Here is a 16,931-nt window from a genome sequence, read left to right as displayed (position 1 = left end):
GGGAGGTGCGATGCGCGGCGGGAATGGCTCGAGGTGGGACGTGCGCTGGCTGCTGGCCAGCTTCGCGCTGCTGCTCATCGGCGCGGTCTGGACGCTGACCGTGATCCAGCTCAGCGAAGGCCGGAGGCTGCAACTCGACGACGCCGAGCGCGACGCCCGCGCGCTGGTGCTGCTGTTCGGCGAGCACGCCACGCGCACGCTGGAGGCGGCCGACCAGGCCGTCATCTTCCTGCGCCACCGCTACAACGGCGAGGGCGCGCGGCTCGACATCGTGCGCGAACTGCGCGAGGGCCTGGGGCCGTCGGACATCTACCACCAGTTCAGCATTGCCGACGAGCGCGGCGACCTGCGCCTGTCGTCGCTGCCGTTCAAGCCGGTCAACCTGGGCGACCGCGAGCATTTCCGCGTGCACCAGCACGACGACAGCGGGGCGCTGTACATCAGCCGCCCGGTGCTGGGGCGGGTCTCGGGCAAGTGGTCGCTGCAGCTGACGCGCCGCATCAGCCGCGCCGACGGCGGCTTCGGCGGCGTGGTGGTGGTGTCGATGGACCCGCAATACTTCACCCGCCTGTACCGCGACATCGACGTCGGCCGCCACGGCTCGGTGGCGCTGGTGGGCGCCGACGGCGTGATGCGGGTGCGCCGCGTCGGCGCCGACCAGAGCCTGGGCCAGGACATCGGCGGCAGCGCGCTGTTCGCGGCCATGCGCGCGCGCGCCGACGGCGTGCTCACCGAGGCCGGGCCGGTCGACGGCCGGCAGCGCGTGTACGCGTTCAAAAAGCTCGAGCGCTTTGCGTTGTACGCGCTGGTCGGCATCGACATCGAGGATCGGCTGGCGCGCCAGGCCGGCCACCGCGCGCGCGCGCTGGCGCTGGCCGCAGCGGCCACCGCCGCGGTGCTGCTGTTTAGCGCCGGCCTGTGGGCGCTGGCCGGGCGCCTGATCGACAGCCGCGCGCGCGCGGTGGCGGCCAACCTGGCCAAGTCGCGCTTCCTGGCCAACATGTCGCACGAGCTGCGCACCCCGCTCAACGGCATCCTCGGCTACGCCGAGCTGCTGCGGCTGGAGCTGGGCGAGGGCCGCGCCGGCGGCTTCGCGCGCACCATCCACGGCTGCGGCGAGCGCCTGCTGGCGCTGGTCGAGGCGGTGCTGGAACTGAGCGCGCTCGAAGCGGGGCGCGAGACGCTGGCGCTGCGCGACGCATCGACCGCCGAGCTGTGCGCGCAGGCGCTGGCCGGGCAGCGCGCGGCGGCCGCCGCCAAGGGGCTGGCGCTGGACGCGGTGTGCGAGCCGGGCACGCCGGCGCGCTGGCGCTGCGACCGCGCCAAGCTGGCGCGCGTGCTCGACATCCTGCTGCGCAACGCGGTCGAGGCCACGCCGGCCGGCGCGGTGCGGCTCACGCTGGGCCCGGGCCGGGCCGGCGCGCTGCGCTGCGCCGTCAGCGACAGCGGCCCGGGGGTGCCGCCGGCGCAGCGCCGGCGCATCTTTGAAAAGTTCGCCCAGGCCGACGAGTCGGCCTCGCGCGCCAAGCAGGGCGGCGGCCTGGGCCTGGCCATCGCCGCCGAGCTGGCCGCGCTGATGGGCGCCACGCTGGGCGTCGACGCGCGCCCCGGCGGCGGCGCCGTGTTCACGCTGGACGTGCCGGTGGCGCCATGAGCGCGCGCTACCGGCACATCGATCCGGGCGTGCTGTGGCGCGCCTGCGGCGCCGACCGCGACGCCTACGCGGCGCTGGCGCAGACCTTCGTCGAGCACGCGCCGCCGTTGCTGGCGCGGCTCGAGGCGGCGCTGGCGCAGGGGGCGGCGCCGGCCGCCGGCGCGGCCGCCCACGCGCTCAAGGGCATGGCGCAGCTGGTCGGCGCCGACGCGCTCAGCGCGCTGTTGCTGGCGTGCGAACGGGCCGCCGGCGCCGGCGCGCCGCTGCCGCCGGCCGCGCCGCTGGCGGCGGCGTGCGCGCCGGCGCTGGCCGAGGTGGCGCACAGCCGGCGCCACTACCACGGGGACGGCGCGTGAACCCCTGGCGCGCCCGCGCCGCGCGCCTGTGGCGCGAACGCGCGCTGGTGGCGATCGGCGCCGCGCTGGCGCTGTTGCTGGCGCTGACGACGGCCGGCGCCGGCTGGGTGCTGCGCGGGCACGAGATCGACGACTGGCGGCGCAACCTCGACACCTTGTCGCTGGTGCTGGCCGAGAGCACCGCGCAAAGCTTCGCCTCCGGCTACCAGGTGCTCGACGGCGCGGCCGAGGCGGCGCAGACGGCCGCCGCCGGCGGCCCGGCGGCGCTGCGCGGGGCGGCGCTGTTCCAGTCGCTCAAGGACCAGATCAGCGCGCTGCCGCACATCGACGTGGTCAGCGTGGTCGGCGCCGACGGCGCCGTGCTCAACTTCACGCGCCGCTTCCCGGCGCCGCCGATCAACCTGGCCGAGCGCGACTATTTCATCCACCACCGCGACACGCCGGGCGACGCGCCGTTCCTGAGCAAGCCGGTGCGCAACAAGGGCAACGGCAACTGGACCTTTTATCTGAGCCGGCGCCTGCAGCACGCCGACGGCAGCTTCGCCGGCGTGGCGCTGGTGGGCATGTCGGCCGATTTCCTGACCCGCTACTTCAAGGACATGCGGCTGGGCGAGGACGCCGCCATCGCGCTGTACCGCGCCGACTTCACGCTGCTGGCGCGCTGGCCGCACGTGGACGCGCTGATGGGCCGCCAGGTCCTCAGCGGCAACACCTACGCCGTCATCTCGGCCGGCCTCGACCACGGTGTGCGGCTCACGCGCGGCCCGCGCGCGGCCGACGACATGCGCCCGGTGTCGCGCATGGGGGCGGTGCGGCGGGTGCGCGACTATCCGCTCATCATCAACGCCACCATCACCGAGGACGTCTGGCTGGCGGGCTGGTGGCGCAGCCTGCGCCTGCTGGGCGCGGTGGCGCTGGTCGGCCTGCTGGGCTTGTTGTGCGCGTTCTGGATGGTGGCGCGGCTGATGGCCCGGCGCCAGCGCGACGCCGCGCTGGCGCAGCGGCTGCAGCGCGAGGCGAACGCCGCCAGCGAGGCCAAGTCGCGCTTCCTGGCCATGATGAGCCATGAGATCCGCACGCCGATGGGCGGCATCGCCGGCATGTCCGAGCTGCTGCTCGACAGCGGGCTCGATCCGGTGCAGCGCGGCTACGCGCGCAGCGTCCACGGCGCCGTGCTCGAGCTGACCCACCTGATCAACGACGTGCTCGATTTCTCCAAGATCGAGTCCGGCCACATGACGCTCGAGCACCAGCCGTTCGACCCGGCGGCGCAGCCGGCCCAGGTGGCCGCGCTGTTCCAGACCGCGGCCGCGCGCAAGGGCCTGCAACTGGCGCTGCGCAGCGCCGACGGGCCGCGCTGGGTGGGCGGCGACGCCGCGCGGCTGCGCCAGGTGCTGGGTAATCTGCTGAGCAACGCGATCAAGTTCGCCGATGCCGGGGTCATCGCGCTCGACTACGAGGTCGACGTCGATCCGCAAGCGACCGGCCTGTGGCGCCTGCGCTACTCCGTCACCGACCAGGGCATCGGCATGGACGCGGCGCAGCAGCGGCGCTTGTTCGAGCCGTTTTCCCAGGCCGACGAGACCATCAGCGGGCGCTACGGCGGCACCGGCCTGGGCCTGGCCATCTGCAAGCGTTTGATCGGGCTGATGGGCGGCACCATCACGTGCGTGAGCGCGCCCGGCGCCGGCAGCCGTTTCACGGTCGAGCTGACCGCGCCGCTGGCCGCGCCGCCGGCCGCGCCGGCTGCGCTGGCCGCGCCGCCGGCCGTGCCGGCCGTGCCGGCCGTGCCGGTGGTGGCGGAAGACGGCGGTGCCGCGCGCACCGCGCTGGTGGCCGACGACAATGAAATGAACCGGCAGCTGGTGTGCGTGCTGCTGGCCAAGATGGGTTGGCGCGCCGAGCTGGCGGTGGACGGGCAGCAGGCGCTCGACGCGCTGGCGCGGCGCCGCTACGACCTGGTGCTGATGGACTGCATGATGCCGGTCATGAACGGCTACGAGGCATGCGTGCGGCTGCGCGCGGCCGAGGCGCGGCACGGCTGGCCGCGGGTGCCGGTGATCGCGCTGACGGCCAGCGCGGTCGACGGCGACCGCCAGCGCTGCCTGGACGCGGGCATGGACGATTATCTGAGCAAGCCCTTTACGGCGCTGGATTTCCGCGAGATGATAGGCCGCTGGACATGAACGCGGCCAGCTCGTCCGGTGTTCCCTCGGGAAAGGCTTCCCTTAAATAGCCGAGGAAGGCGGCCACGCGGGCGCTCAGTAAGCGCCGCGACGGATACAGCGCCCACAGCGCGATGTCGGGGCCGTCGATCCCGCCCCACGCCACCAGCGCGCCGCTGGCCAGGTCATGCGTCACGAGGGACAATGGCAGGCGCGCGGCACCGACGCCCAGCCGGACCGCGTCGCGCACCATGAAGTGCGACGACAAGCGCAGCACGGTGTCGACGGCGATCCCGGATTTCCCTGTCGGGGTGGTGACGTTCCACGTGCCCATCCGGTCGCCCGCGCCGCGCGCGATGGCCGGCACAGGTGACTGGCCGTCCGGCCGTGGCAAAGCCGAATGCGCCACGACGACCAGCCGATCGCGCAGAAAGATGCGTCCGACCAAACTTTCATCCGGGTCTGGATTGACCCGGATCACCACGTCATAACCTTCGTCGACCATGTCGACCGGGCGGTCCTCGGTCGTCACCTCCAGCCGGACGTCGGGATATTTGACCGCGAAGCCGGCTGCCAGCTTGCCCATCGCCGCCTGCGAAAACAGCAGCGGCGCGCTGACGCGCAACCTGCCTTGCGGTTTGTCGCCGCCCGAGGCGATCGCCGCCGCCGTCTCGTCCACCTCGGCCAGCAGCGCCCACGTGCGCTCATACAGCGCCCGGCCTTCCTCGGTCAGCTTGAGCGAACCGGCCCCGCGTTCGAGCAAACGCAGGCCGAGGCTGCTCTCCAGTTCGGCCACCCGGCGCGATAAGGTGGCCTTGGGGCGTCCGGCGGCGCGCGCGGCCTTTCCGAACCCGCCGTGGCGGGCGACCAGATTGAAATCGGTGAGTGCGAGTAGGTCCATGTGTTCCACCAGTGAGACGGGACGTCTCGATTTGACGTCTATCGGATCATACACGGGACCGCTAACATGAACCTGTCTTTTAACTCACCAAGGAAAAATATCATGACTATTCTCGTTACAGGCGCCACCGGCCGTGTCGGCAGCCAGGTTGTCCGGCAACTCGTCCAACGTGGCGCCAGCGTCCGGGTCCTCTTGCGCGACCCCGCGAAGGCTGACTTTCCGGCGGGCGTGGAGGTCGTCAAAGGCGACCTGCTCGACATCGACTCGCTGCGCGCCGCCTTCCAGGGCATCGACACGCTGTTTCTGCTCAACGCGGTGGCGGGCGATGAATTCAGCCAGGCGCTCGTCACGCTGAACATCGCCCGCGAATCGGGCGTCGAGCGGCTGGTCTACCTGTCGGTGTTGCACAGCGACCGCTTCGTGAATGTGCCGCACTTCGCGGTCAAGCTGGGCGCCGAGCGGATGATCGAGCAGATGGGCTTTAGCGCGACGATCTTGCGTCCGTCCTACTTCATCGACAACGAGCACATGATCAAGGACGTCATCTTCAACCACGGTGTCTATCCGATGCCGATCGGCGGCAAGGGTGTCGCCATGGTCGACGCCCGCGACATCGCCGAGGTCGCGGCGATTGAGCTGATCCGCCGCGACCAGGCGCCGGGCAAGCTGCCGCTCCAGACCATCAACCTGGTCGGCCCCGATACGCTGACCGGCGCCGACGTGGCCGCGATCTGGTCGGACGTGCTGGGCAAACCGGTGGTCTACGGCGGCGACGACCCGGGCGCGTTCGAGCAGAACCTGGCCACCTTCATGCCGAAGTGGATGGCCTACGAAATGCGCCTGATGGCCGAGCGCTATGTCAGCGACGGCATGATCCCGGAGGTTGGCGACGTCGAGCGCCTGACCAAGCTGCTGGGCCGCCCGCTGCGCTCGTATCGCGATTTCGCGGTCGGCATCGCCCCGGCGGCTTGACGCTCCGGGGAAGGCTAGTGGGCCGACAGCCGCGTCAGCGTGGCGTCGACCCACGCCATCAGCTGGTCGTCGTCGGCCATGTTGCCGTCGTAGCGCATGGTCGGCGCGAACGGTTCGCGGGTGGCCTGGAACGCGGTGTAGATCGCCGACGGCACCGTGATCGCGCCCCTGCCGCTGGGCAGCTTGTACTGGCTGCCCTCGCCGTAGGGCGAGTAGCCGATGGTCGGCTCGCCCAGAATCACCGTGTCGGACATCGACGAGATCTGCTGCACGAAATTCATGCAGGAGCTGAAGCAGCCGCGGTCGATGACGGCCGCCACGCGCGGACCGCCGGGCCGCCGGCTCACCTTGGCGGCGAGCGCGCTGGCGTCCTCCCTGCTGGCGTAGTCGACCGGCGCCAGCGCCTCGCCCTTGGCCAACGCCGCCTCCAGCTTGCCGGCGACGCCTTCGAATTCCGCCTTGGACGCGGCGAACTGCGGCAGGCCGGCATACCGCCGGAACAGGTCGATGGTGGGCTGGTTGGCGATCACCGACTTGACGTAGGTCGCCGTGTTGCCCAACTCTTCGCCGTAAGCCGCGCCGTACAACGCCTGCAGCGCGCGGTTGCCCCAGCTGGAATCGCCGCCGCCGTTGCCGCGCAGGTCGAAGATGATCCAGCCGCTGTGCTTCAGCGCGGCCAGCTGCGGATAGAGCGCGGTGTAGGCGTCGCCGGAAATGCCGCCGTTAAAGTCGGGCATGCCGACCCATTGCTTGTCGGCCGCCAGCCGGTACAGACCGACCGGCTTGGCCTTGGCCTGGTAGCGGTTGCGCACCGCGTCGATGCGCGCCTCGCCGATGCCGTCGGCCACCGCGCGCAGCGGCAGCTGGTACTGGCGGGCGCCGCCGTCGACCTGGAACACGCATTGCTTCGGCGTCCAGCCGAGGCCGATGTCGAACATCGCTTTGCGCGCCAGGTCGCTGGGCGTGGTGTCGTACTCCAGGCTGTGATTGCTGAACGGGGCGACATTGCTTTTGAGGTAGGTGCCGATCCAGACGTTGTCGCAGCTCTGCACGATGGCGCCGCGCGGCGGCAGCGGTTGCGGCCAGTTCGGTTCCGACCAGATCACGCGGAACTTGCCGTCGATGTGGTCGAGCACGACGCCGGTCCAGGCCCTGGTCGGCAGCTTGAGCTGGATGCCGGTGTGCGGGTCGCCGAAGCCGTTGATGAAGCGCACCAGCGCGCGGTTGTAGTCCTGCTCGGTCTTGGCGTCGGCCGCTTCCAGCATGCCGGCGCGGGCCCCGGCCTCCAGCGGCGCGGTGACATCGATCTGCCCGCTGACGCTGCCGGCGTGGCCGCTCCGCACTTTCTCGATGGCGAACTTCATGTCGGCCTGGGCGATGGCGCTCCAGTCGGTGGCGGCGAAGCAAGGCGCCGCAACGGCGGCGAACGCCAGGGGAAGGATGTGGAGGCGAGGCTTTTTGTTGGCGGTCATGAACGGCGACGTCGGCAAAGTTGAGTTGGTAAGATAGTAACTCATTTCCTCGAGTCAGTTTCCAAAGCCGTGAAAGCCCTTTGGGTTTTTGCGAGCTGTGATTCGCACTTGATGCACATCACTCGCGGTGCGTCTGGCGATGACAGACTATCAGTCCTATCCAAGGACCAAACGAGGAAAGCAGCATGCCACTCATCGTGGACTTTGTCTTGCCGCGCCGTCCGGTGTCGCACCAGACAAAGGATGCTTCGCAGCGAAGAGCATGGAGCGACTATATTTATGGTCGTGCAAGGCTCGAATGGCCGGCACGACCATTGATGAATTATCCGCTAAGATTCACCATGGTTTATCTATATGATGTTGAACGGCCCGGTGACATCAATAATTTCGTCAAACCCGTGCAGGATGCGTTATGCACATTAATCTATGCTGACGATTCCATGATACGGGACGTGTCGGCCCATATGCGGTTTGCGGATGTAAAATGCGACAAGGATGGTTTGCCAGCGAAGTTGGCACATGCTATCGACATGGGGCAAGCCTGCGTTTATGTCGCAATTTCCGACTCGCGCGAACTTGCCGAGGAGGTGAAATGAAAACCGGTCAAGAAGTTCGTGCTTTGCAAGAACTTGCTGAAGAATATAGGCGGCTTGGCTACACGGTCATACTCGAGCCGTCGGCGGCGTTGATTCCCTCGTTCTTGGGGAACTACAGACCGGAGATGCTGGCCATCAAAGATGATGAACACTTGCTCTTCGACGTAAAGTTGGAAGGTGCCAGGGACGTTGATGCATTCTGGCGGATGGTAGCCGAGATCCAGCACCACGCCGGCTGGAAATTAACCGGTATAACCGTGCCGCACGTGGACACGGAAGTGAATACATCCGGTGTGTTAAGCGATCTCGATGTCGATGGGCTGCGCCGGCATTTACGCGAAATCGATCTGCTATCTGGTGATCCCCAACTCCGGCCGGTTGTTCTGTCCAGGTTGTGGGTTGTCTACATCGCTGCGTTAAGGCTGCTAGCCATTCAGGAAGGCTTTGAACGGGATGGCGATGCCGACTACGAGCGCCTGGTCCGGGCGGAATCCAACGGTTTGATTTCCAACGCGGAATGCGAAGAAGGGCGCGCGTTGATGGTGCTTCGCAGTAGAGTTGCGAACGGTAGTGACGCCGTGGTGGCGCTTGAAGATTGTCAGCAGCTCCGGCAAATGGTTCAGCGGACGATCGATCGGATCGCGCCGGTGGCGGCGCCCGAGGCCGCGCTACGCGTCGAGGCTTGACGCCGCCTCGTCATCCAACGATTATTCGCCGGCCGGACTCGACCACACCTTCATCGTTTGCACCGACAGCAGCTTGCACTGGCCGCCGACGTTGACGTAGGTGCGCATGAACTGGTAGCGGTTGGCGCGCCAGGTCTTGCCGTCGGCGTTCCATTGTTCGACCGTGCTCAGGCCGCGCAGCACCACCGTGTCGCCGCTGACGTGGGCGTGAACGTCGCCCGTGGTGCGCGATTTGTGCACGACGGCGGGCTGCTTCGAGCGCGCCAACACCGCCGCCTTGTCTTCGGTTTGCGAGGCCAGGTTGTGGACCCAGACGTAGTCGTCCGCCAGCCAGCGGTCGAGGAAGGCGACGTCGCCGACCCGCAGCGCTTCCTCGTACTGCCGGTCGCGCTCGATCAGGTCGGCCGCCGGCAGGCAGGGGGCGGCCAGCGCGCCGGCCGACAGCGCCCAGCCGAGGCCCAGCACGCCCGCTTTCATTTCGCCGGCACCTTGGTGATTTCCACTTCCCAGTCCACGCCCGATTCGATCTTGTGCTTGGCGGCGTAGTTGCCCTGGCTGATCGCCACGGCCACGTCCAGCAGGCTGTTGAGGTAGACCAGCGGCTTGCCCTTGGCGACGCCGCCGAAGGTGTGCTCGAACGGGGCGATCACCTTGTCGACCTGTTTGCCGTTGTGCAGGATGCGCACTTGCACCTGTTCATGCAGGCCCACTTTCAGTTCGTCGAACAGCGATTTCGGGATGTTGGTCCAGACGTTGCCGTATTTGACGTCCAGCACCGGGATGATGCCGCGGATGGTGGCGCCGTTGCGCACCGCCTTCTGGTACGCGATCTTGACCACCGATTCGCTCGGCAGCACGGGGCCGACCTGCTCGAAGGTGATGGCGCCCGAGGCCAGGCGCGCGCCGACGTAGGCGTAGACGTCGCGGCCGTGGAAGGTGTACGACTCGCCCGAGCCGGCCAGGCGGTTGACCTTCTCATCGATTTCGCGCAGCTCGGCGACGCCGTCGCGCTCGGCGATCAGGGTGAACTGGCCGTTGTCGGGGCCGACGAAGTAGCGGCCTTCCCGGGTCTTGAGCACCACCGATTTGCGGGCCGTGCCGACGCCGGGGTCGATCACCGAGACGAACACGCTGCCCTTGGGCCAGTAGTTGGCGGTCTGGTACAGGCGGTAGCCGCCGAGCCAGATGTCGTAGTCGGGGATGTTGTGGGTCAGGTCCGAGACGTGCAAGGTCGGGTCGACCCCGTAGGCGACGCCGTGCATCGCCGAGACGGCGCCGTCGGAGGTGCCGAAGTCGGACATCAACACCAGCGCGTTTTTGGCGTCGGCGGAGGTCGGGCTAACGGCATAGGCCTGGGCCGTCAGCAAGGTGCCGAGGCAGACGGTGGCAAGCAGTTTGGAGAGCTTCATGTTTTTCCTGAAAGATTTTGAGCTTAGAAAGTGTAGCGTAGGCGGCCGTAGAAATAGGCGCCGTTGAGGCCGATCGGATTAATAAAGTTGTACGGCAGCGCGCCGCCATAGGTGGCGTTGTCGGTCTGGCGCACGCGCTGCGGGTAGCGGTCGAGGATGTTGTCGCCGCCGACGGCCAGGGTCAGTTGTTTGGTCAGCTTGTATTGCGCCTCCAGGTCCACCGTCCAGACGGCGCCGAAGCGCTGGGCGTGGACGCCGTCGATGAGCTCGGCATCCCGGTCGTACGAGAAATCCTTCAACGGACCGAAGCGCGTGGCCTTGGCCTGCAGGCTCCATTGCGCGGCCTGCCAGTCGGCGCTCAGCACCAGCTTGCTCTTGGGCGAGGCGTTGCGGACGCGGAACAGGCTCATGTCGGTCAACAAGGTCAGCTCCGGGTCGATGCGCGCCAGCGCGGCCGAACTCTGGCGCGCCTGGTCGATGCGGGTCTTGTTCAGGTTGAGCGCGGCGTTCAGATCGAGCTTGCCGCCGGCGAACGGCAGCTCGTGGTTGACCACCGCGTCGAGGCCGGTGGTGCGGGTGTCGAGCAGGTTGGCCAGGTAGGCCACCGATTGAATGTCGCCGCGGCCGATGCCGGCCAGGTAGGCGCTGGCGGCGTCGCTTTGCAGGTCGCTGGTGCGGGTGATGCGGTCGCGGATCTTGATGCGGTAGGCGTCGACGGTGACGCTGGTGTCGCGCCGTGGACGCCATGCCGCGCCGAGCGACAGGTTGGTCGACTTCTCGGGCTTGAGCGCCTCGGCGCCGAAGGCACGCGCCAGCGGGTCGCTGGCCGGCAGCAGCGACGCCGTTTGCAGCGCGCTGCCGTCGGCGTTGAAGTTCAAGGTCGAGAAGCGGAAGCCGGTTTGCACCAGTGCCGGCGCGCGGAAGCTGTTCGACAGCGATCCGCGCAGCAGGAAACCGTCGCTCAGCTTATAGCGCGCCGACAGCTTGCCGGTGCTGGCGTTGCCGAAGTCGCTGTAGTCCGAATAGCGGGCGGCGGCGCCCAGCAGCAGGCGGCTGGTGATGTCGCTTTCGATGTCGGCGTACACCGAGCGGATCGCGCGGCTGCCGTCGAACACATCTTGCGGGCGCAGGCCGGGGCCGGCCTGGGCGCCCGGCGGCGCGCCGGTGACCGGGCCGGCGGCGTACGAGGCCGGGTCGCCCGGCGAGCTGCGATAGGTTTCGCGCATGTATTCGGCGCCCAGCGCCAGGTTGACCGGCGCGCCGATGCCGAGGTCCAGTTCGCGCGTGACGTCGGCGTTGACGGCGTTCTGTTTGAAGTCGAAGGTGGCCAGGTGGAAGCTGGTCGGGCTGGCGTCGCCCAGCGAGGCGTTGACCGAGTTGGACAGGTCGTACTCGAACTTGTTGCCGCCGTGGCGCGCGCTCAGGTCCCAGTTCCAGGCGCCGCCGGCCAGGCGGAGGCCGGCGACGACGCTGGTGTCGGTCATGTCGCCCCGGGTGCTGGGGCGGTAGCCGTTGGGGTAGATCGATGCCACGTTGGACGGGTCGCCCGGGTAGCGGAAGTAGGCGCTGCCGTCGGACTTGCGCCGGTTGACGGTGGCGAACGAGTAGGCGTCCACGCCGGCCGCCAGCGGCACCAGCGCGTTGTAGAACAGGTAGTGGTTCTTTTGTTGCGAGTCGCCGGATTTGAACACCACCTGGCCGTCGAGCGCCAGGTCTTGCGGGGTCGCGTTCCACGAGGTCCAGCCGGCGTCGCTGCGGCCGGCGCGGTTGGTCGGGTTGCGGTCGCGCGTTTCGGCGCCGAAGCGCACGAAGCCGGCGTCGCCGACCGGCACGCCGTAATCGGCGCTGACGATTTTCGTCTGGCCGTCGGTCTTGGTGTCGTTGGTCGGTTTGAAGTCGGTGTGGTTGGCGCCGTAGCTGACCGCGGCCGAGCCGCCGCTGCGCGCCTTCTTCAGCACGATGTTGATGACGCCGGCCACGGCGTCGCTGCCGTATTGGGCGCCGGCGCCGTCGCGCAGGATTTCGATGTGGTCGATGGCGCCGGGCGGAATGGCGTTGACGTCGACCGGCACGGTGCCGGCGAAGCTGCTTTCGGTGTCGAGCACGGCGCTGGCGTGGCGGCGTTTGCCGTTGATCAGCACCAGCACCTGGTCGGGCGCCAGGCCGCGCAGCTGGATGCCGCGCACCGAGTCCGAGGCGCCGCTCGATTCGATGCGCGGGAAATTGATCGACGGCGACAGGTTTTGCAGCGCGGCGCCGAGGTCGCCGCTGGCGAGGGCGTTTTCCACCTCGCGCTGGCCGAAGCGGTCGATCGGCACGGCGCTGTCGAACACGGTGCGGTTGCGGGCGCGCGAGCCGACCACGGTGACCTGGTCGATGGCGGCGCTCTCGCCGGCGGCGGCCTGCTGCGCGCGGGCGGCGGGCAGCGCGGCGAGCAGCAATGCGGCGGCGATGACGCCGCGGCGCAGCGGCAATGGGGGGAGGGTGTGGCGCGGCATGTGGAATTCCTTGCTTGGTTCTGGACCAGTATCTTACGAGCAAGTAATTCGTTCTAACAACAATCGATTGCGAATATGCTTATTTTATCTTCACGCATGGGCAAACCCGCACGGCCAAGCGGGGTCGTACCCCATGGGGTACGACCCCAAAGCGATGACGCATGCGTATCGCCAAAGGCTGGCGGTGCTGGGTTTAATCGGGGAAGCGCTCGTTGATGGCGATGGCCTGGTCGATATTTTGCACCAGCAGGTCCACATACACCGGGTCGAGGTGCTGGCCGGCCACTTCGCGCAGGTGTTCGACCACCTTGTCGATCGGCCAGGCGTCCTTGTAGCAGCGCTTGTGCATCAGGGCGTCGAACACGTCGGCGACGGCGACGATGCGCGCGTACAGGTGGATGTCGTGGCCCTTGAGCCCCTGCGGGTAGCCGCTGCCGTCGAACTTTTCGTGGTGCTGGTGGGCGATGACGGCCGCCGCCTTGAGGATCGGCCGCTGCGAGCCGTCCAGGATCGACAGGCCGACCTCCGGGTGCTGCTTCATGATCTCCCATTCGGCCGCGTCGAGCTTGCCCGGCTTGAGCAGCACCGCGTCCGGCGTGGCGATCTTGCCGATGTCGTGCATCGGCGCGGCGTGGCGCAGCACGGCCGTCTCGTCCTCCGGCAGGCCGGCGGCGGTGGCCAGCAGGTGGCACACCTCGGCCATGCGGCGCACGTGGTTGCCCGCCTCGTTCGAGCGCGATTCGACGACGTCGCCCAGGCGCAGGATCAGCTCGGCCTGGGTGTCGGTGATCTCCTGCGTCAGCAGGATGTTGTCGAAGGCGATGGCGACGCCGGAGCAGAACACTTCCAGCAGCTTGGTGTCGATCTCCGAGATCTCCTCGACGCCCTTGAGGATCAGCAGCGAGGCCTTGCCGCTGTTGTTGGGGAAGTAGCCGATGTAGGTGTCGCCCTCGACGCGCGAGATCTTGTTGCTCTTGGCGACGTCGAGCTGGGCCAGCACGGCCTCGCTGAGCAAGGTGCCGTCGTCGTCGCCGATCTGCGCCAGCACCTCGTAATCTTGCTCGCCGCCGAACGCGGTGGCGCCGCGCAGGCGCAGCAGCATGCTGTGCTCGAGGCGCAGCAGCGCCACCACCTGCTGCAGCAGGCCGTTGGCGAAGTCTTTCAGGTTGCGTTGCTGGAAGATGTGGGCCGAGGCGGCGATGACGCGCTCGAGGCCTTCGCGGTAGTTGGCCTGGGCGCGGCGCGCGTCCTCGACCTTCATGATGTCGCGGTAGGCGCGCAGCGCGGCAAACGTCGTCGTGAACAGCTTGGTGCGATCGAGCTCGGTCTTCTCTTTGTAGTCGTTGATGTCGTAGTTGACGATCACGCGCTCCTCGGGCGCCTGGCCGGGCTGGCCGGTGCGCAGCACGATGCGGGTGAACTGGTTGTCGAGGTCCTGGCGCATCCAGCGCGCCACTTCGAGGCCGCTGTCCTCCTTTTCCATCACCACGTCGAGGAACACCAGCGCGATGTCGGTTTCGCGCGCCAGCACCTCCTTGGCCTCGGCGCCGCTATAGGCGTGCACGAAGGTCAGGGCGCGGCCGTCGAGCCGGAAGCGGCTCAAGGTCAGCTTGGTGATGTCATGGATGTCCGGTTCGTCGTCGACCAACAGAACTTTCCACGGTGCTAACTTGGGCGCAGCAGATGACAAAAAGGACATAAGAGGACGTTCCGCTAAATGACGCGATGGATTAATTTTTGATTGTAGTCGTCTCCCACGCCATTAACAACAGGCAATAAAAATTCCTGTTGCTTTGCACAACACTACGGGGCGGGACGGCGTTGTGTTAATTTTACGTAACACTACGTATGAGCTGAACAATACTTTGATTTGGATAATATTGCTACGGCGGCGTGAAAGATTTTAATGCGGGGAGGGGGAGGGGGCAGGGGTATATCGTGGAATCACGTAGGGCGGATTAGGCGGAACGCCGTAATCCGCCATCTTCGAGCCGCTGGCGCGCATGCATGGCGGATTACGCTGCGCTAATCCGCCCTACGTGTTTCCGAGGTGACCTTCGTTAGCCCAACGTCGGCAAGCCGGTCAGGTAACCCACCGCGGCGCCGTAGCGGTCGCGGTAGTTGGCGCGGATCAGCGGGTCCAGCGTCGCTTGCACCTTGCCATGCAGCGCCGCCTCCCAGTCGCCCGGGTGCTGGAAGTTGCTCATGATGTAGGCGAAGCCGTTGATGTCGTCCACCGCGTGCAAACCGGTCGACTCCGCCCCCGACGGCGCCGACAGCACCCGCGTCAAGGTCTTGCTGTCGACGTTGTACGCCCACAGGAAGTTATTCACGTGCAGGGCGCTGTCCTCGCCGATGAACAGGGTGCGCAGCTTTTCCGAGAACTTGATGTTGTCCGGATTGGCGATCTTGTCCGGATTGGCCAGGTTGCCCAGCGCGTCGGCCGCCGGCAGGTCCTCGCCCACCAGCATGGCGGCCATGTCGACCGGCACCCATTCGCTGTTGATGGCCGCGCCGGTGTCGTCGACCTGGCCGGCCTTCAGGTTCAGCGCGTAGACGGCGCCGGCGTTCGGGCCCTTGACCGCGATGCCGCCCGAGCCGTTGGTCATGGCCGGCTGGATGTAGCTCATCGCGCTGTAGGCGATCTTGTCCTTGGCGTTGACGGTGGTGCCTTCCATCTTGGTGAAGCCCAGGCTGCCGCCCTTGAACGCGGCGTAGCGGTGGGTCTCCAGGAAGGCGGCCGCTTTTTCCATGCCGGGGGCGATCTTGATCCAGTTGGTCTTGCCGCTGAACGGGATCTTGGTGTAGCTGGCGTCGGCCGGGTCGGTGGTCTTGACCGACAGGATGTCGGCCGCCTTGAGGGTGTCGGCCAAGGCCTTGATCTCGGCGCTGGTGGCCTTGCCCAGCTTGATCCATTTGAGGTCGGCCGAGCCGCCGTTGTCGGCGGTTTTCTGCAGCCATTTGGCGACGTACAGGGTGCCGCTCGACAGGTCGCGCGCCTGGTCGGCGACGAACATGAACAGGCCGCCGTTGGTGGCGTCGTCGCCCATCAGCGCGGTGCGCTCGTCGGGCATGACCTGCACCAGCTCGTGCGAGATGCGGCCCATGCAGTAGTGCTTCTTGACGCTGCCGGTGCCGTCCGGGTTGACGGTGATCTCCGGCATATGGCCGTAGTGGTAGGGGTTGGCCTTGGTGGCGTCGCCGTACAGGTTGGTGCTGAAGTTGGCGAACTGGGTGTTGGTGGCGATGGCGCTGGCGTCCGGCTCGTACTCCTCGCTCGACAGGTGGGTGTTCCACGGCGAGCGGCTGGCGCCGCAGGTGATCCACAGGCCGTTGACGCCGCTGGTGTTGACGTTGTGGTATTTCACCAAGGTCAGCGCGCCGGTGGTCTTGTCCTGGTCCAGCGTCAGCACGGCGATCGGCGACGGCAGCATGCCGTACATCGAGTCGCCCTTGACGTTGCGGGTCGTGTATTCGAACTGGACGACGGCGAACACGGTGTTGCCCTTGACGCCGGCGACGGTCGGCGCGTCGAGCTTGAGCAGCGAGGTGCCGTCCGGGCAGTCGGAGAAGAACTGGCGCTGGGCGGCGTCGGTCTTGTCGAGGATGGGCTTGTTGTTGATGTCGTAGTAGCCGCCGGCCAGCACCGTGCCGCCGCTGCCGTTGGCGACCATGGCGCCGGTGATGAAGAACGGCTGGTAGGCCAGCGTGTACGATTGCGTCTTGCCGTCGGAGTAGGTGGCGCTGAGCGACGAGGCGACCGTGGTGGTGGCCATCTTGGCCGGCTCGGCCAGGGTCGGCGCGGCCATGCCGGTGAAGGTGACGGACATCAGCTTGGGCGCCGGCGCGGCGGCGTCGCTGCCGCCGCAGGCGGTCAGCAGGGTGGCGGCCAGGCTGCCGCCGGCCAGCGGCAGCAGCGGCGCGCCGGTCAGCAGTTGAACCAGGCGGCGGCGGGACAGATCGAGGGACTCGGTCATGATAAATCCTGTTATTAATATGGGCCATTCCATGTGCCGGCGGCGGCGCGGCATCATACGAGGCGGCGGCGTTGCCTCGACGGGCGCAATCTTAGCGATCTGTTATGACAGGAGCGTGACATGGCAGCGCCCCGGCACGCCGGGCCCGGGCTTGGTAACAAGGCTTGGTAACAAATCGATTCAGGCCGGGCGGCGGCCGGCGAAAAGGGCTATATTATTTGTCATCAACCCGTGAAGGAGTAGCA

13 protein-coding genes are annotated in these 16,931 nt (G+C 67.6%); 6 read left to right on the top strand and 7 right to left on the bottom strand.

From position 1 onward, the window contains the following. Positions 1–10: 10 nt before the first annotated feature. Genes JOD97_RS21685 through JOD97_RS21675 form a run of 3 tightly spaced genes read left to right on the top strand, consistent with a single transcriptional unit; the run spans position 11 to position 4,196 of the window. Positions 11–1,654, top strand: coding sequence for an ATP-binding protein (locus tag JOD97_RS21685; RefSeq protein ID WP_209723174.1), 1,644 nt, complete (start codon positions 11–13; stop codon positions 1,652–1,654). Beyond that, positions 1,651–2,010, top strand: coding sequence for an Hpt domain-containing protein (locus JOD97_RS21680; protein WP_209723171.1), 360 nt, complete (start codon positions 1,651–1,653; stop codon positions 2,008–2,010). Before JOD97_RS21685 ends, JOD97_RS21680 begins: the two co-directional genes overlap by 4 nt. Next, on the top strand, positions 2,007–4,196 hold the full coding sequence (locus JOD97_RS21675) for a hybrid sensor histidine kinase/response regulator (RefSeq protein ID WP_209723168.1): 2,190 nt from the start codon (positions 2,007–2,009) through the stop codon (positions 4,194–4,196). Before JOD97_RS21680 ends, JOD97_RS21675 begins: the two co-directional genes overlap by 4 nt. Here JOD97_RS21675 and JOD97_RS21670 read toward each other — a convergent pair. Next, the gene (locus JOD97_RS21670) at positions 4,153–5,076 is read right to left on the bottom strand and encodes a LysR family transcriptional regulator (protein WP_209723165.1); all 924 of its coding nucleotides are present in this window, start codon (positions 5,074–5,076) and stop codon (positions 4,153–4,155) included. The genes JOD97_RS21675 and JOD97_RS21670 overlap by 44 nt on opposite strands. Before the next feature lie 102 nt (positions 5,077–5,178). Between JOD97_RS21670 and JOD97_RS21665 the strand changes: the two genes are divergently transcribed. Beyond that, on the top strand, positions 5,179–6,048 hold the full coding sequence (locus JOD97_RS21665; protein ID WP_209723162.1) for an SDR family oxidoreductase: 870 nt from the start codon (positions 5,179–5,181) through the stop codon (positions 6,046–6,048). Positions 6,049–6,062: 14 nt separating this feature from the next. Here the strand turns inward: JOD97_RS21665 and JOD97_RS21660 are convergent, their stop codons facing one another. Further along, positions 6,063–7,565 (bottom strand): S41 family peptidase, encoded by a 1,503-nt coding sequence (locus tag JOD97_RS21660; protein ID WP_209723160.1) that lies wholly within the window; start codon positions 7,563–7,565, stop codon positions 6,063–6,065. A gap of 140 nt (positions 7,566–7,705) precedes the next feature. On the opposite strand from JOD97_RS21660, the gene JOD97_RS21655 reads away from it, so the two are divergent. Then, positions 7,706–8,116, top strand: coding sequence for a RusA family crossover junction endodeoxyribonuclease (locus JOD97_RS21655; protein ID WP_209723156.1), 411 nt, complete (start codon positions 7,706–7,708; stop codon positions 8,114–8,116). Then, the gene (locus JOD97_RS21650) at positions 8,113–8,802 is read left to right on the top strand and encodes a hypothetical protein (protein WP_209723153.1); all 690 of its coding nucleotides are present in this window, start codon (positions 8,113–8,115) and stop codon (positions 8,800–8,802) included. The genes JOD97_RS21655 and JOD97_RS21650 overlap by 4 nt, the downstream gene beginning before the upstream one ends. 21 nt (positions 8,803–8,823) lie before the next feature. Here the strand turns inward: JOD97_RS21650 and JOD97_RS21645 are convergent, their stop codons facing one another. The 5 genes from JOD97_RS21645 to JOD97_RS21625 form a co-directional block, all read right to left on the bottom strand. Beyond that, the gene (locus JOD97_RS21645) at positions 8,824–9,279 is read right to left on the bottom strand and encodes a nuclear transport factor 2 family protein (protein ID WP_209723151.1); all 456 of its coding nucleotides are present in this window, start codon (positions 9,277–9,279) and stop codon (positions 8,824–8,826) included. Then, entirely contained in the window at positions 9,276–10,211 is a 936-nt protein-coding gene (locus JOD97_RS21640) for an S-adenosyl-l-methionine hydroxide adenosyltransferase family protein (protein ID WP_209723148.1), read from the bottom strand. Before JOD97_RS21640 ends, JOD97_RS21645 begins: the two co-directional genes overlap by 4 nt. A 23-nt stretch (positions 10,212–10,234) precedes the next feature. Beyond that, positions 10,235–12,709 (bottom strand): TonB-dependent siderophore receptor, encoded by a 2,475-nt coding sequence (locus JOD97_RS21635; RefSeq protein WP_209723145.1) that lies wholly within the window; start codon positions 12,707–12,709, stop codon positions 10,235–10,237. 193 nt (positions 12,710–12,902) lie between these two features. After that, entirely contained in the window at positions 12,903–14,408 is a 1,506-nt protein-coding gene (locus JOD97_RS21630) for an HD domain-containing phosphohydrolase (RefSeq protein WP_209723142.1), read from the bottom strand. Between the two features lie 361 nt (positions 14,409–14,769). After that, positions 14,770–16,686, bottom strand: a complete 1,917-nt coding sequence (locus tag JOD97_RS21625; RefSeq protein ID WP_209723138.1) for a PhoX family phosphatase — start codon at positions 16,684–16,686, stop codon at positions 14,770–14,772. Between the last annotated feature and the right edge of the window lie 245 nt (positions 16,687–16,931).

The organism is Duganella sp. 1411 (assembly GCF_017833525.1).
Classification (GTDB): domain Bacteria; phylum Pseudomonadota; class Gammaproteobacteria; order Burkholderiales; family Burkholderiaceae_D; genus Rugamonas.
This window is presented reverse-complemented; position numbering and strand designations above follow the sequence as displayed.

Excerpts from the sequence above, each read along its gene's own strand:
- JOD97_RS21665 (WP_209723162.1), top strand. The coding sequence starts at position 5,179 with ATGACTATTCTCGTTACAGGCGCCACCGGCCGTGTCGGCAGCCAGGTT.
- JOD97_RS21670 (WP_209723165.1), bottom strand. The coding sequence starts at position 5,076 with ATGGACCTACTCGCACTCACCGATTTCAATCTGGTCGCCCGCCACGGC.
- JOD97_RS21640 (WP_209723148.1), bottom strand. The coding sequence starts at position 10,211 with ATGAAGCTCTCCAAACTGCTTGCCACCGTCTGCCTCGGCACCTTGCTG.
- JOD97_RS21655 (WP_209723156.1), top strand. The coding sequence starts at position 7,706 with ATGCCACTCATCGTGGACTTTGTCTTGCCGCGCCGTCCGGTGTCGCAC.
- JOD97_RS21635 (WP_209723145.1), bottom strand. The coding sequence starts at position 12,709 with ATGCCGCGCCACACCCTCCCCCCATTGCCGCTGCGCCGCGGCGTCATC.
- JOD97_RS21685 (WP_209723174.1), top strand. The coding sequence starts at position 11 with ATGCGCGGCGGGAATGGCTCGAGGTGGGACGTGCGCTGGCTGCTGGCC.
- JOD97_RS21625 (WP_209723138.1), bottom strand. The coding sequence starts at position 16,686 with ATGACCGAGTCCCTCGATCTGTCCCGCCGCCGCCTGGTTCAACTGCTG.
- JOD97_RS21680 (WP_209723171.1), top strand. The coding sequence starts at position 1,651 with ATGAGCGCGCGCTACCGGCACATCGATCCGGGCGTGCTGTGGCGCGCC.
- JOD97_RS21650 (WP_209723153.1), top strand. The coding sequence starts at position 8,113 with ATGAAAACCGGTCAAGAAGTTCGTGCTTTGCAAGAACTTGCTGAAGAA.
- JOD97_RS21630 (WP_209723142.1), bottom strand. The coding sequence starts at position 14,408 with ATGTCCTTTTTGTCATCTGCTGCGCCCAAGTTAGCACCGTGGAAAGTT.
- JOD97_RS21645 (WP_209723151.1), bottom strand. The coding sequence starts at position 9,279 with ATGAAAGCGGGCGTGCTGGGCCTCGGCTGGGCGCTGTCGGCCGGCGCG.
- JOD97_RS21660 (WP_209723160.1), bottom strand. The coding sequence starts at position 7,565 with ATGAGTTACTATCTTACCAACTCAACTTTGCCGACGTCGCCGTTCATG.